The sequence below is a fragment of the Aeromonas rivuli genome, assembly GCF_000820045.1.
In the GTDB taxonomy this organism is placed as follows: domain Bacteria; phylum Pseudomonadota; class Gammaproteobacteria; order Enterobacterales; family Aeromonadaceae; genus Aeromonas; species Aeromonas rivuli.
In genome coordinates, this window is sequence record NZ_CDBJ01000067.1 from 22,233 (window position 1) to 35,250 (window position 13,018).

Below are 13,018 nucleotides of genomic sequence, written 5' to 3' on the forward strand. Positions count from 1 at the left end.
CCCCGTTTATTTCTCGTTTAAACGCTGTTCGAGCAGCAAGTTAATCTGGTGATTGGTGGGCTTGAGCTGGGCGGTGAGTGCCTTGATGTCCCCCCGTAATCCTTCGAGCTGGATGCCCAGCTCATAGAACTGCTCCTGGGTCGGCAGGTTGTCGACGCGACTTTCGAGGCTGGTAACGCGGGTGGTCAGCTCGTCCATGGCGGTGCTCACTTCTTTCAGTTCTTCGCGGCGGGCAAAGGTCTTGCTCAGCCACAACATGACGACGGTGGCCAGTAATGCCACCACTGTGGTGATGACGCCCCACCACTTCGCTATCCAGTCAAACTCCATGGTGCCTCCCTGCGGTCTCTTGCCAGCTTTGGCAGGGGACGCAACGCACGGCGTCTGGTGCGGCCTCCAGCCGGTCGCGGGCGATCTGTTCACCACAGCTCAGGCAGAAGCGGTTGCCAACGGCGTCCTGGTCTGGGGTTTCGGTAACGCGCCGGGCGAGCTGGTTGGCCAGGTCGCGCTCGCGGGTCTCTTGCTCGTTTTTCTGGGCACGGTCAAACAGGTCGGTCATCAGCGCCTCGTCAGCAGTTTGGAAACGGTGCCTGCCACGGCGGATTGCACCTTCTGGCCAGACGATTTGGGGTGTGGGGCAAAGCCGTCCAGGGTGCGCAGGCCGAGATAGGCCCAGGCGGGGGTGCTCAGCATGGCGGCCATACTCCAGTCTGCACCGTCGCCATAGCCCGCGACCTTGAGGCCTTCGAAGGCGAGCACGTAGAGGGCGGTGGCATACCAGGATTGACGGGCCAGCAGGGGGCGGGTGTTGCGCACATAGGTGTCGGTGGCGTTATCGCCCTCGCGCACTGTCTCTTGGGTTTCATGGTGCTCTGCCTGCTTGTCTTGCAGGGCCAGCTCTTGGCGGCGGGTCTGCTCTTTCTCAAGCGCAACCCTGATCTTCTCCAGCTCGACCAGGGCGGCGGGATCGGTAATGCGGCCCAGCTGCGCGGCCACGGTGGCCGTTTGTTGATCGGCACTCAGGCCAATGCCAGAAACCTGCTCGACGATATCGGCCACCTGGTTGGCGGTGTCGCTGCCACCAAACATGTTGGCGATGCCACGGATAAGCGCAGGCCCCTGCTGCACAGCAAGGGCCGCAATGGCGGGGATAAGGGGGATCATGGATGAGTCTCCTTGAACAGTTCGCGCAGGCGGGCGATGTGGCCCGCTACCTTGGGCTGGTTTGCACTGATGGCGGCAAGCTGCGGATGGCGTACCTGGTAGATGTCTCTGGCCGTCACCGAATGCCAGCCCTTGGCGAACTGACTTTGCATGGTGCCGTCATGGCTATGGAGCGGCACGGCGCGATCCACATCGCTCTCGGCGATACCCTGTTCGGCGGCCTCGCGCTCGCGCTTGAGCCGCTGTTCGCGGCCATGCTCGACACTCCATTGCCAGTTGCGGCCCATGTCAGACCCCATACTCTTTGGCCCAGATGCCGCTGCGCATCTGCTCAGCATGGCGCTTGGCCCGCGCGGGGGTCTGCTTGGCCCAGCGGCTGTTGAGCATGCCTGCCGCCGCATCATTCCAGCGCTGTTCAATCACCGCTTGCAGGGTGTTTTTGAAAGCGGCCAGCCCTTTGACACCCATCTGGTAGGCCATGGATTGCAGCACCGCCAGCCGGGCGGGATCGCGCTCACAGACTTGCAGCGCCATGGCCAGCTTGGGATCGCGGCGCATATCCACTTCCAGATTGGAGATCAGGCTGTCGAGCCAGGCTTCGCCAGCACGAATGGGCAGCGTGAACTGATAGAGCTTGATATCGGCGCCCTGGGGGCCGATGCGAAAGCCGAAGCCGACGGTGGGGTAATTCTCTGTGCAGAGGTATGGCTTTGGACGCCAACCCTCTTCGTATTTGATTAATGCGTAAATGGACATAACACACCTGGATGGATGGGGAATTAATCCAGTGTGCTGTGATGAGGGAATGGGGTGAGAGTGACGGATTTCGCCATAAAATAACAAAGGGCCCGCAGGCCCTTTGTTGGATATTCGTTTTTACTTTATTAAGTAATGGCCTGACATCGTGCCGTTAATACCACAGAAGTCCAATGACGCTTGTTTGCCGTCAATTATTACGCCTTTACTATCACCGGTTGCCACATAGAAATGATGGGTCTGGGTATTGGTATCGTGCACTGAGAATGCAACATCTGTTTTCCAAGCATATTGATCAAATCGCCAGCTAGTGAAGTAACTTCCTGATTCGATTTCTCCGTGATTGTAAGTGGCCTCAATTTTATCCACTCCCCACCCATCGCGCACCGTAGGGCAGACTTTCACCAGCTTGGCATAGGCCTGCTCGATGATGGCCAGATTGACCTGGTCACTGTCAGCGATAGTCAGGGACGCGGCAGCCAGTGAACTGCTGAGCAGTAGAGTGGCGATAAACAGAAATTTCATTTCGTCCTCCATTAATAAAGTCGCCCGTGCTTTCTGGTTTGGCCCTGAGCAGCTTGCTCGGTACCGGCGAACAAGTCCCGCTGTCTGGCACGGGATTCCAGCTTACGCATCCTGGCCAGGATGTACTGGATCTCGCGCATCGATACCTTGAACTGGCGGGACAACTCGAAGGTGTTGTTGCCGGTGAAGGCCTTCCAGACCAGCATGGAGCGCAGCATCACTTCGATGCTCTTGCCCTTGGGCAGGTAGAAACGGGCACCGCCGAAGTTGGTGCAGATGGCAGACAGCAGCAGCACCGATAGCTCATCTGCATGCCGGTGCTTATCGATGGTGCGCTCTATCAGGCTATAGAGATCGCGCAGCGTCTCCGGCCAGCCATATTCAGCTTCTTCATCCAGCAACCGGTCTAGCTGGGTGCTGATCTCCGATTTACCTACCGCCTCACCGAACATGTCGATCTGTTCTTCTTGTTTGTCACTCATGGCCACGCCCTCCCAAATAGCACAATACCCAGCACTGGCTGGGTATTGAGATCATAACTCAGTGGATCGGGCTGCCCAATTCTAGGGCCTGCCGCTACTCAAGATGAACGATGAACTGCACTTTGTCGTTGCTGTACCAACTCACACGATAGGGTTGGATACGTTCTGCCACCGTAGCATTGCACAGACGAACGGCTCCGAAGTCTTCACTTTCAGGTCGTTGCGCCGGGTTGGCAATCACCATACCGTTCAGCAACTTGCTCAGTACCTCGACCACTTCTGGTGTATCACAAGCGGGTAGAGCTTCCTTGTTCATTGTGTTGAAGGTAAAGCCACCAACCAGTACCACTACCGCGACCAAGCCGATCCAGCGGTTGCTTGCGGCTGGCTGCTGCTCTGCTGGTTCCAGCTTGTTGCGCTTGTAGAGGTAGTAAGGCAGCGCGATAAACCAGATCACTGCCACGAACACCGCCCAGCCAGCCGGATTGCGGGCCCCCTTCTTGTACGAATCGAACAGCACCCAGACCGCGCAGGCCAGCACCACCAAACCAATCAATAACGTCATATCGCCTCCAAAATAAAGGCCCATTATTGGGCCTTGTTGTTCAATTCGTCTATGGCCTTGTTTCCATCCAGAACCATTATCCTCGGTGGCCGCCTACCCGGATTTTCATAGGCATCACGGATCAAGTCATAACCTGGCTTGGCATCGTGGCGATAGCTGAGCGTATCAGGAACTGGATCCCCGCGCTCGATGATGGCATCTGTCATCAGCCGAACGTGCCATTTCTTGAGCGACTCCAGCACCCGCGATGCTTGGGCAGAGGTCAACCATTCCAGGCTGGCCACCCCGGCGCCATTGTTATGGGTGGTCGTGATGCGCTTGGCATAGCTGGCCAGGGCATCCTCTGAGCCATCGCGCACAAAGCCATCTTGGGCCATGGTGATCCAGATGGCGCGCAGCTTGCGCACCTCCGGCGCTTTCACCCTGGCGTGACTGGGGGGCGACATCTGTCGCCCCTTGGCTGGGGACTTGGCCTTGGGCTTGAACCCGATCCCCTTCATGGCGGTCAGCACTGCCTCAAGCTGCGCGGCCTTGAGCCCTTTGGCGCTGCGCTGACCGGTCACCCCTTCGAGCAAGGCGCGATAATCTTCTTCATCCAGGCTCAGGTCACGGCGGCCAATCTGCACCAGTTGCAGCAGGCGTTTGGCATCATTCATCTTCTTCTCCTTCATCTGCCTCGCTGAGCGTGGCGACATAGATTTTATTGGTCTTTGGCGGGGTGCCTTCCCGCCAGCGGGGGACGGTGCTATCAAGCCAGGCCATGGCATGGTCATCGGCCTGGGCTTCCAGTTCGCGCAGCGCCTGCTTGCTCATCCCTTTGGTTTTGCGTTTGGGGTAGCAGGGGTGATTTGCCTTGATGTAGTTCACCATCCTGCGCTGATAGCGGGTCATCACCATGGCGATATTTCCTCTTTCTCTGCGCGTTACCTTCGCTTTCACAGGCCTTGCAGTAGTGTTGCAAGCCATCTGGTGCATTGTGGTGATTGCGCACAGACCAGAAGGCGGTGTCTTGCGGCCAGTATTCCTGGCACCCGGTACAGAGCTTTTCCAGCCCCATTTCAGGATCGAGGCGGGCCTTGCCGCTGGTGAGGCGCTTTTCCAGCAGACCCTGCCTCATCAGTGGGGTGTATTCACCGTGCATGGCTCACTCCTCGATTGCTGGTGCAACTCGGCCCGCAGTTCCTCTTCATAGCGCCGGGCTTCCCCCGCCAGCGCCATGGCCCCGTGTGCTGTCGCCCTGGTTGCGAAGGCCGCGTACCGTCGCATGGCCAGGATCTTTTCCTGGTAGCTGTGGGCGGTACACGCGCCCCCGCACAGCTTGGTCAATTCGATACTCAACTCACCGTTTGTCATCGTCGATCCCTCTATGGGTTATCGTGAATGACCGGGCCCGGTCGGCTGCTCATCAGTGCCTGGCAACCACGCCAGGCAGACGGGGGAATAGCCCCCGTTTCGCGTTTACCCTTAACTCAGTTCCCATGCGGCTAGAATCTTGTCTCCCTCGTATTGCAACACCGGCTTACCAAAGTCGCGGCCACACTCCCAGGTGTGGTATTCATCGCCAATTTTGAATGCCAGCATCCACACAACATCCCCTTCACTATCCCAGTTACTCAAAAGCTTGATGGTGTGTGTCGGGTTCTCAGGCACGTTCATAGCCATCATCGTTACTCCTTTAATTCCTGAGCGCTTTCCGCGCCTTGTTGACGATGGCTGTCAGCATGGCCAGCCGGGATTTCTGGCCATCGGGACCGCGATGCTCGTTGATGTAGTCGATGGTCGCAGTGGCATCTGCCAGCGCCCGGGCCGGATCGTTGGCCAGGGTGCATTCCAGGCTGCTCTTGGCATCGGTCACGCTGGTGTGGGTCAGCTCAATCGCAATGATCATGACGTGCTCCTTATCGGATAATCAGGTAGATGGTGAGGGCGGCAGAGGGCAACAGCAGAGCCCAATACAGCGCCACGGCAATCAGTAAGGTGCGGGGCTTGATGCTCATGCGGTCACCTCTTTCAGCTCGCTGACCAGCTCCAACCCTTCGATCTTCTTGAACTGGCGCACCAGTGCGGTGCTGCTGCCGAAGTAGGGGATAAGGTAGGTCCACCCTGCTTTTTCTGGGGCTTCGCCAAACATCTCCTTCATGCGCTTGGCGCCAAGACTGCGTTTATGCTTGGCCATAGTTTCAAGTTGTTTTTTGCTATACATGGCCTTGAACTTGTGGAAGAAAACCTGCTTTACCACCTGGTTCATAAACTCGTCTGCAGGGTCTATCTCACTCAGTTCTTTGGACCATTCTGACTTGATGACTTCATCGATATACACCGCCAGTACCGTGGTACTTTCGCTCTTACGCGCCCTGGTAATGTTTATCTTGTGCCCGTGCAGATTGAATGTGAGTTGCACCCAACTGCCTTTCAGCTCGGCCGCGATTGCCTGCCACTGTTCCTTGCTGATAGTCATCACGCCTCCCGCTTGCCGAAACGGTGGATGCAGGTGCAGCAGAGATTGACGCGGCCCTTTGCCCACTCCCTATTCAATGCGTTCTTGGCCACCATCAAGGCTGCCTTCCACAGATCCAGGGCGGCGATATAGCGGCCCTCGCGCTCCAGTTCGGCGGCGCGGGTGGCCAGCGCCATGTAGCCGTTCGGCTTATTTTCGATTTGGTGGGTGAGTTGGTCACCCTTTAAAGCCGCATTATTCATGGTGTAACTCCTGTTTAAATTCGGTTTGGTGCTTGTCGTAAACGGTGACGATGTAGCGTTTTTCCAAGATGAAATAGGCATGGTCACATTCGAGGATCCGGCGCGGGCTCCATCCCGCCTCGCGCTGCCGGATCCGCCGCAGCTGTCGTTTGCTTGGGCGCCACGCCCTAGAGAGGGCGCCCAGCATCTCCAGTTCGCTGCGGCCGGTACGCTCAACCCAGCGCTCGAAGGCGTGGCGGGTGAGGTACAGCGGGCCATAGCGGGTTTCAAACTCCATCAGCAGTAAGGCCAGCTTTTCCCCGCAGCCATGCCTTGGCCTTTTCGATCGCGTGTTCTTCTGACTCACCAGTCACGGGAAGCCATACATCACCGACCTTCGCTTGCATCACCAGATCCAAATCAGCGATGTTGATTCCGGCAGTTATTTCCTGGGTCAACAGATAGGCTGCTTTCTCTTGAACCGACCCCAACTGGCTGTAGTGAAACTTGTCCATGTTCATGTCCTCACAGCTTCGACCAGTCGATGACGATGGCCTTGTAGGCCCCGGTGCCGGTCTTTTCGTAGAACCGGATGTACTCGGCCTTGCCGACCACGGTGATGGCGTCGGCGATGGCCTTCATGGCCTCCTGCCATTCGGCATCCTTGATGTCGAGCTTGCGCAGGCTGAGCACCTGGTTGACGTCCACATGGCCGCCCTTGTTGACGCGGAAGGCGTGATCCACCAGGGCGCGGATCTCGCTGCTGCTGCCCTCGCTCCAGCGGCCGATGCAGCCGTCGATCAGGGTCTTGGCGGTCTGCAAGCGTTCGTCGAATTTGCGGTGCTCGCCGATGGCTCGCACCACCTGGAAGCGGCCATCAAAACTGGTGAGGGTGACGTTGCCCTTGGTGCCGCCGTACTGCACGCCGTACTCGGCGGCCGACAGATCCATGAAGGCTTCGATCTCCTGGGCGATGCTGGCCTTGCGGGCCAGCAGACGCAGCTGCTCTTCGTGTGCCTCGTTGCACAGGCGAGTCACCAGGTCATCGCGCAGCAGGTCGAGCGGGGCAATCAGGGACTCCGGTACGAAGTGGCCCAGGGCGTTCTTGCGCAGGTTGTTGGGTTGGGTGGTCATTGCTGTTTATCCTTCTAAAAATTTACTTGCTGATTTCTCGAACCATGGCTTCAAGGTCCACGTCCGCCAGAGGGTTTTGATTGCTGATGCCACCACGTTGGTTAACGTAGAACATCACCCACTCTTCAAATTGCTCATTGGTATGCGATGGGAGCTTGTCCCTATCGATACTGATCACTACTAAGGCCATGGCAGGCTCCTACGCCGGAAAACCGGCGGCGCGGTGGTGCAGGTACTCGACGGCGGTCATGTTGCCGGTCAGCTCGAAGTCGTCCTGCTCGGGTTCGTCATGCCAGTGGACAATGCAGCCACCGAGGCGGGCGACGTAGGCGCGGCGGCGCAGGCCATCCACCTGCTCTTTCAGCTCGATGGCCCCTTGTTTCAGCTCGGGGCTGGGATAGGCGATCTCGATCATGGGGCGCACCTGGGCGGCTTTGACGGCCAGCACTTGGCAGCCGTTCTTGCGCAAGTCAGCGATGACACGCTGGGCGATCACGCCGAGGCTGTTGGTTCGAATGTTCATGCTGTTTCTCCTTGTGAATCACTGTTCAGCGGCGCCCAGAACAGGTGCAGGGCGGTTTCGTCATAGCTCTGTGACCATCCCGCGTCGGTCTGGATCACGACTTCTCCATCACAGCGGCTCACCTCACGGCCTTTGCTGCCATTCAGCAGGTGGACGTGGGTCCAGTTCTGTTCGGTATGGACGCCGTAGAAGGTCGTCGGTTGGGGGTTGGCGTTCATCAGTCGGCCTCCTTCCAGTTGAGGATTTCTTCAATCCGGCGCAGTTCTTCTTGGCGCTTATCAACGCCCAGTGGGGAATTAATCACCTTGGCGTTATGCAGACCTGTCTCGACCGGTGTGCGTAGGTCATGGATCAGAGTTTTGGCTTTGCTGAACTGGGCCTGGAACACTGCGAGACGTTCTTGGAAATGGCGGACCTGAGCCTCAGCATGCTCACGTAGCTCAATCACTTCTGATGAGAACTCACATAGGTGGAGCAGACCGTGGCGCGGGGATGCTTCCAGATCTTCTGTCGGGATACCTTCGCAGGCATTCACGCAAGCCACGATGCGACGGGCGTCATGTTCTTCGTCACATTGACAGACATAAAAAACGTCATTCAGCGGGCTATGGGCGGCGACGAATTTACCCACTTTTAACCATGGAACTGGCGTGTGTTGACTCATGGCTTACTCCCCTTCCAGCTCGTTAAAGGCATGACGCAGCACGGCCTCGGTCAGCGGTTCTCCGCCCGAATACATCACCGCCAATCGCAGGTTTTTGCTGACCAGGCGCAGAGCCCCAGGCCGGGCGCTGATTTGCAGCAGCAGGTTGCGCTCTGCTGGGCCGTCGATTTTCCAGGCGCTGGCCACGGCCATTACATCGGCCTTTTTGGCCTGGGTGATGGCGCGTTTCTTGGCAACGCGGGAATAGAGGCGGGCGAAGTCTTCGGAGCGCTGTCCGCCGGTCAGCTGGGTGTAAACCCGGCTGTTGCCAACCAGCACCATGCCGACCTCGACCTCTTCCACCAGAATGCGCAGCTCTTCGAGGGTGGCGCGGTCGAGGTGGTCTGCTTCATCCACCACGATGAGGCCCCGGGTGTTGAGCAAGCGGCGGCGCAGGGCGCGGGCCAACGGGCCACGCAGGCGGGGGGCGTTCTCCATGCCCAGCTCCATGGCCAGTTCATACATGCACTCGGTCATGGTGGCGCGGCTCGGGGAGGTGGTGATCACCCAGCAGTTGTTGTTATGGCGGGCGAACTCGCGCAGGGCGGTGGTTTTGCCCACGCCAGAGACGCCGTGGATGATGACGATGCTCTGGGTGGCCAACGCATAGGCCATGTCAGCCATGATCTGCTTGGCGGTTTCGGTCTGCACAAAGCCGGGATCCCGGGGCGCATTGGCGCGGGTTTGCCGGGCAGTGAGCCAGTTGGCCAGCTTTTGCATCATGGTGCTGGGGTCGGCCTTGTAAGTGCCACCGAGCAGCTGGTTGATGGTTGAGGGGCTAACGCCGATCTCTTTGGCCATCTGGGTTTGTGTCACCATGCTGGAATCCAGCAGCCCCTTGGCGCGGGCGATGATTTCATTACCGGGCTGGCTGGGTTGGTCTAAAGTCAGGATGTTTGACATCGATTTACTCTCCATTTATGGCGGCTTTCGGGCCGCTTTCTTTTTGCGGTTGGTCTGGTTACAGACGGGCTTTCTTTTGCTGCTCAGCCAGGGCTGCGACGCCTGCTTGGAAGCGGGCTTCGTAGTCAATGACTGGGGCGGTTTCTGGGCTGGTTTGTGCCCGTTGCTGGGTGTTTGGCTGCGAGAGTGGCTGCACGGCCAGCGCGGCATTGCCGTGGCTGATCGGGCGCACCATTTCCACCACTTTGGTTTCGGGTGCTTCTTCGTCTGTGATGCTGGGGATAAGCGCCGCAACTTCTAGCGATGACATGTTTTTCTTTGCCAATGCAGCAGTCTTGTTTGCCTTGACGAATTTGGTGCGCTCTCGCTTGTGCTCACGGGCTTGTTGGGTATCGCCAAATGCGACTTTTTCCAGGCACTCCGCTTCGCAGATATGCAGGCCGTTCTGGGTGGTGATAATCACCGCATCATGTAGGCGCTGCGGGTCGAACCGAGCAATGACCTTCTGCCCTACGTAATGAGCCAATTCAGGCCCGTAATATCGGTTACTGCGATTGCGGATAGTGCCGCCAGACTTGATCAAGATGGTTCCGTGCTTGCTGACGCGAGACGCTTCTGCCTGCAACAGCAACATGGTCAATTGCTCACTGCTGGCCTTGCGCATTACGGATTGCACATAGCTCTGCTCGAATGCCTGATCAAAGCTCATCACCCCACGGCAGGCCTCGGTCTGGCGCCCGACCTTGGCGTTGTACATGGCGACCCCTTCGGCCACGATGCGCAGAAACTCGGCTGCATCCACCGCCCGTTCACCATAATTGTCTGGCTTAGCCATGGGGTTGGGGCCGGTGTAGCAACCTGCCAGCGCGGGGTGTTTGTCGATGATTTCATCCAGCCCGCCCACACCGAAGGCACGTTCGATCGGCTTTGCCTGACCGTGGCCCTTGCCCAGCAGCACGCTGGACCAGTGCAGCTTGATGCCAAGCATGGGGATCATGCCGAGCGGGTCATCTTGCTTGACCTTGAAGCGGTAGCGGTTCGGCACGCCCCCGGTCATCCATTTGTTGGCCGCAGCGCGAGTGTTATCGATGGTGATCTCACGCGGGATGCCGTATTTGCTGCACACGTCCATCAGGGACAGGCGGATGCTGTCGGTGTTCTCACTGATATCAGTGCGCCAGCCCACGATCTTGCGGCTGTAGATGTCCTGCCAGAACCAGGTCTTGGGGCGGATCACTTCGCCGTTGAACCACTTCACGAAGACGTTGTGCAGGTAGCCGTCACCGTTGATCCACTCCATGGCATCCAGCCCTTCGATGGTGCGCTCCTGCGGCGGGTAGAGCTGCATCAGCGCATGCTCACCTTCGCGCAACATCACCTGCTGGGCGTGGGGCACTTCCATGTCCATGCGGCGCATCAGGCTATCGATGCTTGGCACGACCCAATCTTGCTCCTGGGCAGCCAGACGCAGGCGCTCATAGCAGCTGCTGGCGTTCGGGCATTCGTTGCGCAGGTAGTCGGCTTTGAAAAACGCCCAGGCGGAATCGCTCACCGGGGCCAGTTTGGTGGCACGGTTAGCGGTGGCGCTCTCTTGGTGCTTGGGCAGCAACACGGCTACCCAGTCGCTCTCGTCAAAGCCTTTCACGGCACCGCAGTAGCGGCGCAGGGTTGGCAGTGCGAGGGCAAACTCATTGGCGATATGCTGGTAGGCCTGCATCAGGGTGCAGCCGCTCGCCACCAGGGCATGGACAGCTTGCACGGCGGTGACGCAGGCCTTGGCCTTGTCGTGCGCCTTGGTGTTGGCTTTGCTCCAGCGCGACCACAGTTGTTCTTTGCAGTAGCGCGGGGCCTTGGGCTTGGCCTTGGGCAGATCCAGCGTCATGCCGCTGACCTTGACCTTGCCAGCCTTGCGCAGCAGGGCGGCTTGGACGGCTGGGGGCAGAATGCTGATGTGGTATTCGGTGGCCTTGCTGCCTTCGCGCTGACGGGATTTGTCAGGGGAAAGCTCAGCCATACGATTCAACTGATCGCGGGAGCGTCTTTCTGATGTTGGCATTCCAGCCACACCAGCGACCTCAATAGCGGTGACCCATTCCATGCCAGCCCCCTTAGCTTGCTTTCTTCAAGAGGGGCTGATACCGGCTTGGCCAGATATCTTCAGGTTCCAGGCCGAGAGCGCCAGCGATGATCCGCTCGCCTTTTGGCCATGGAGCTCGGAAGGTGTTTTGCAATGTAGAGCTGGAAAGCCCGGCATCACGGGACAACTGCGAAACAGAGATGCCAGCCTTCTTCAAGGCGGCAACTACATCTGCACGATGCCAATCACTCCCATTTTCCGTCCGTTTCTGCGACACTCTATAATTACTCATCTTAGTAACTCGACTCGGTTAACTGACTAAGTTAACGAGAGTATAGGGACGAATCGGACGAAAGAGCAATGCAAACGGACGAATATATTTTCAATTCGTCCGTTTCGTCATTTGCCAATGAAATCACCAAAACAGGTTAATAGGATGGAAAACAATAAGTTAGGTAATTCGGACGTTTGCAATCATGAATCGGACGGAGCGTCCGATTCGTATGGTGAGAAACGGACGGAATGGGTTGTTGCGTCCGAAGTGGCCGGTCTTGAAGGAATGCCGACAACGGACAGAAGAGCAAGGGACGAACTAGAGAGGCTGAGTGCTGGAAGGGAAGGTGTTAAGCGGAAGCGGTCAGGAACCAAAGCATTCGAGTACCACGCGTCGATACTTCCTCAATATGTTATTGATGAGCTAGATAAACGCGGAGCGTTTCCTGATGGCGCGCAGCCGGTTGGGAATTCATCATCGTCCAACTTTCAATATGAACAGCAACCGATTGATCTTACTGGCGTAAACGAGCTACAGCGTAGCTATGAAGCATTCTTGGAAGAGTTCGCATTGATACCCGGCTATCGGGTGCAAGTATCCGCTGGACACGGCGCATTGACGCAGGGGGATGAGGCGCCATGTCGCCACCTGGCATTTCGCCGTAAGTGGCTGAAGTGGCGCGGCTTTGCTGAGAAGGAACTGGCGATCGTCTGGAGCAAAGGCGACAGCATGGAGCCGACTATCCACAACAATGACACCCTGATGGTGCACCTAGGCAGAACGCGCCCGGTCGATGGCCACATCTACGTGGTGCGCAACGATGACCAGCTATGGGTCAAGCGCCTGCAAGTGCTGCCCCATGCGTGGCTGCTGATTAGCGATAACTCGATCTACAAAGAGATAGAAGTCCCGAAAGACCAGCAACACACCTTCGAAGTGATCGGCCAGGTCGTTCACATCGCTCATGATGTAGGAGAGTGAAGCCCGTTTAAAGATTGTTTGAAGATGATTTGCCGCGCGCCGCATTGATCAATTCACCAGCTCGTGTTGCAGCAAATCCCATGGCGTTGATCATTTCTGCATGTTCAGCTCAGCGCCCATAATGAAAGCGGCCTGTCGAGTCTCAATGCTCCACAGGCCGCGTCCTTTCTAGTTTCCGATCCCACTTAGTCCCAACAGATCCCAGTTATTCCCTAACTATCTCCCAGTGATCGATTCACTAGAGCCTATACA

At 57.7% G+C, this 13,018-nt stretch carries 25 protein-coding genes and 1 other RNA gene; 1 reads left to right on the plus strand and 25 read right to left on the minus strand.

Features of this window, described 5'->3' with window-relative positions:
• Positions 1-6: 6 nt before the first annotated feature.
• From BN1130_RS15670 to BN1130_RS21780, 25 genes are all read right to left on the minus strand, one after another.
• On the minus strand, positions 7-330 hold the full coding sequence (locus BN1130_RS15670) for a DUF2730 family protein (protein ID WP_042043079.1): 324 nt from the start codon (positions 328-330) through the stop codon (positions 7-9).
• Positions 320-559, minus strand: coding sequence for a TraR/DksA C4-type zinc finger protein (locus BN1130_RS15675; RefSeq protein WP_042043080.1), 240 nt, complete (start codon positions 557-559; stop codon positions 320-322). Before BN1130_RS15675 ends, BN1130_RS15670 begins: the two co-directional genes overlap by 11 nt.
• On the minus strand, positions 559-1,164 hold the full coding sequence (locus BN1130_RS15680) for a hypothetical protein (protein ID WP_042043082.1): 606 nt from the start codon (positions 1,162-1,164) through the stop codon (positions 559-561). The genes BN1130_RS15675 and BN1130_RS15680 overlap by 1 nt, the downstream gene beginning before the upstream one ends.
• Entirely contained in the window at positions 1,161-1,451 is a 291-nt protein-coding gene (locus BN1130_RS15685) for a hypothetical protein (protein WP_042043084.1), read from the minus strand. The genes BN1130_RS15680 and BN1130_RS15685 overlap by 4 nt, the downstream gene beginning before the upstream one ends.
• A gap of 1 nt (position 1,452) precedes the next feature.
• A complete protein-coding gene (locus BN1130_RS15690; protein WP_042043085.1) occupies positions 1,453-1,920 on the minus strand; it encodes a glycoside hydrolase family protein in 468 nt (155 codons plus the stop codon).
• Between the two features lie 120 nt (positions 1,921-2,040).
• Positions 2,041-2,445 carry a hypothetical protein gene (locus tag BN1130_RS15695; protein WP_042043086.1) on the minus strand — a complete coding sequence of 135 codons (405 nt, stop codon included), beginning with the start codon at positions 2,443-2,445 and terminating at the stop codon, positions 2,041-2,043.
• An 11-nt stretch (positions 2,446-2,456) separates the two neighbouring features.
• Positions 2,457-2,927: a Mor transcription activator family protein gene (locus BN1130_RS15700; RefSeq protein WP_042043087.1), complete on the minus strand. Its 471-nt coding sequence runs from the start codon at positions 2,925-2,927 to the stop codon at positions 2,457-2,459.
• A gap of 94 nt (positions 2,928-3,021) precedes the next feature.
• Positions 3,022-3,492 (minus strand): hypothetical protein, encoded by a 471-nt coding sequence (locus BN1130_RS15705; protein WP_157014050.1) that lies wholly within the window; start codon positions 3,490-3,492, stop codon positions 3,022-3,024.
• Positions 3,493-3,515: 23 nt separating this feature from the next.
• The gene (locus BN1130_RS15710) at positions 3,516-4,148 is read right to left on the minus strand and encodes a gp16 family protein (RefSeq protein ID WP_052448246.1); all 633 of its coding nucleotides are present in this window, start codon (positions 4,146-4,148) and stop codon (positions 3,516-3,518) included.
• Entirely contained in the window at positions 4,141-4,389 is a 249-nt protein-coding gene (locus BN1130_RS15715; protein WP_042043090.1) for a hypothetical protein, read from the minus strand. The genes BN1130_RS15710 and BN1130_RS15715 overlap by 8 nt, the downstream gene beginning before the upstream one ends.
• A gap of 495 nt (positions 4,390-4,884) precedes the next feature.
• Positions 4,885-4,950: hammerhead ribozyme type II (locus BN1130_RS21775), an RNA gene on the minus strand.
• Between the two features lie 6 nt (positions 4,951-4,956).
• Entirely contained in the window at positions 4,957-5,157 is a 201-nt protein-coding gene (locus BN1130_RS15725; RefSeq protein WP_042043092.1) for a hypothetical protein, read from the minus strand.
• 10 nt (positions 5,158-5,167) lie between these two features.
• Positions 5,168-5,380: a hypothetical protein gene (locus tag BN1130_RS15730; protein ID WP_042043093.1), complete on the minus strand. Its 213-nt coding sequence runs from the start codon at positions 5,378-5,380 to the stop codon at positions 5,168-5,170.
• Between the two features lie 105 nt (positions 5,381-5,485).
• Entirely contained in the window at positions 5,486-5,950 is a 465-nt protein-coding gene (locus tag BN1130_RS15735) for a hypothetical protein (RefSeq protein ID WP_042043095.1), read from the minus strand.
• A complete protein-coding gene (locus BN1130_RS15740; protein ID WP_042043097.1) occupies positions 5,950-6,192 on the minus strand; it encodes an ANR family transcriptional regulator in 243 nt (80 codons plus the stop codon). The genes BN1130_RS15735 and BN1130_RS15740 overlap by 1 nt, the downstream gene beginning before the upstream one ends.
• Entirely contained in the window at positions 6,185-6,469 is a 285-nt protein-coding gene (locus BN1130_RS15745; RefSeq protein WP_042043098.1) for a hypothetical protein, read from the minus strand. Before BN1130_RS15745 ends, BN1130_RS15740 begins: the two co-directional genes overlap by 8 nt.
• On the minus strand, positions 6,459-6,686 hold the full coding sequence (locus BN1130_RS15750; RefSeq protein ID WP_042043099.1) for a hypothetical protein: 228 nt from the start codon (positions 6,684-6,686) through the stop codon (positions 6,459-6,461). The genes BN1130_RS15745 and BN1130_RS15750 overlap by 11 nt, the downstream gene beginning before the upstream one ends.
• A 10-nt stretch (positions 6,687-6,696) precedes the next feature.
• Positions 6,697-7,305 carry a DUF3164 family protein gene (locus BN1130_RS15755; RefSeq protein WP_042043100.1) on the minus strand — a complete coding sequence of 203 codons (609 nt, stop codon included), beginning with the start codon at positions 7,303-7,305 and terminating at the stop codon, positions 6,697-6,699.
• Between the two features lie 22 nt (positions 7,306-7,327).
• Positions 7,328-7,495 carry a hypothetical protein gene (locus tag BN1130_RS22355; RefSeq protein WP_157014051.1) on the minus strand — a complete coding sequence of 56 codons (168 nt, stop codon included), beginning with the start codon at positions 7,493-7,495 and terminating at the stop codon, positions 7,328-7,330.
• Between the two features lie 9 nt (positions 7,496-7,504).
• Entirely contained in the window at positions 7,505-7,828 is a 324-nt protein-coding gene (locus tag BN1130_RS15760; protein ID WP_042043101.1) for a Kil protein family, read from the minus strand.
• On the minus strand, positions 7,825-8,046 hold the full coding sequence (locus tag BN1130_RS15765; RefSeq protein ID WP_042043103.1) for a hypothetical protein: 222 nt from the start codon (positions 8,044-8,046) through the stop codon (positions 7,825-7,827). The genes BN1130_RS15760 and BN1130_RS15765 overlap by 4 nt, the downstream gene beginning before the upstream one ends.
• Complete coding sequence (locus BN1130_RS22360; RefSeq protein ID WP_157014052.1) at positions 8,046-8,492, minus strand: hypothetical protein; 447 nt, start codon at positions 8,490-8,492, stop codon at positions 8,046-8,048. The genes BN1130_RS15765 and BN1130_RS22360 overlap by 1 nt, the downstream gene beginning before the upstream one ends.
• A 3-nt stretch (positions 8,493-8,495) precedes the next feature.
• The gene (locus BN1130_RS15770) at positions 8,496-9,434 is read right to left on the minus strand and encodes an AAA family ATPase (protein WP_042043104.1); all 939 of its coding nucleotides are present in this window, start codon (positions 9,432-9,434) and stop codon (positions 8,496-8,498) included.
• A 58-nt stretch (positions 9,435-9,492) separates the two neighbouring features.
• The gene (locus tag BN1130_RS15775; RefSeq protein WP_042043106.1) at positions 9,493-11,532 is read right to left on the minus strand and encodes a transposase domain-containing protein; all 2,040 of its coding nucleotides are present in this window, start codon (positions 11,530-11,532) and stop codon (positions 9,493-9,495) included.
• Between the two features lie 10 nt (positions 11,533-11,542).
• The gene (locus BN1130_RS21780; protein ID WP_084218230.1) at positions 11,543-11,803 is read right to left on the minus strand and encodes a helix-turn-helix domain-containing protein; all 261 of its coding nucleotides are present in this window, start codon (positions 11,801-11,803) and stop codon (positions 11,543-11,545) included.
• Between the two features lie 144 nt (positions 11,804-11,947).
• On the opposite strand from BN1130_RS21780, the gene BN1130_RS21785 reads away from it, so the two are divergent.
• Positions 11,948-12,766 (plus strand): helix-turn-helix domain-containing protein, encoded by an 819-nt coding sequence (locus BN1130_RS21785; protein WP_084218231.1) that lies wholly within the window; start codon positions 11,948-11,950, stop codon positions 12,764-12,766.
• Positions 12,767-13,018 lie beyond the last annotated feature (252 nt).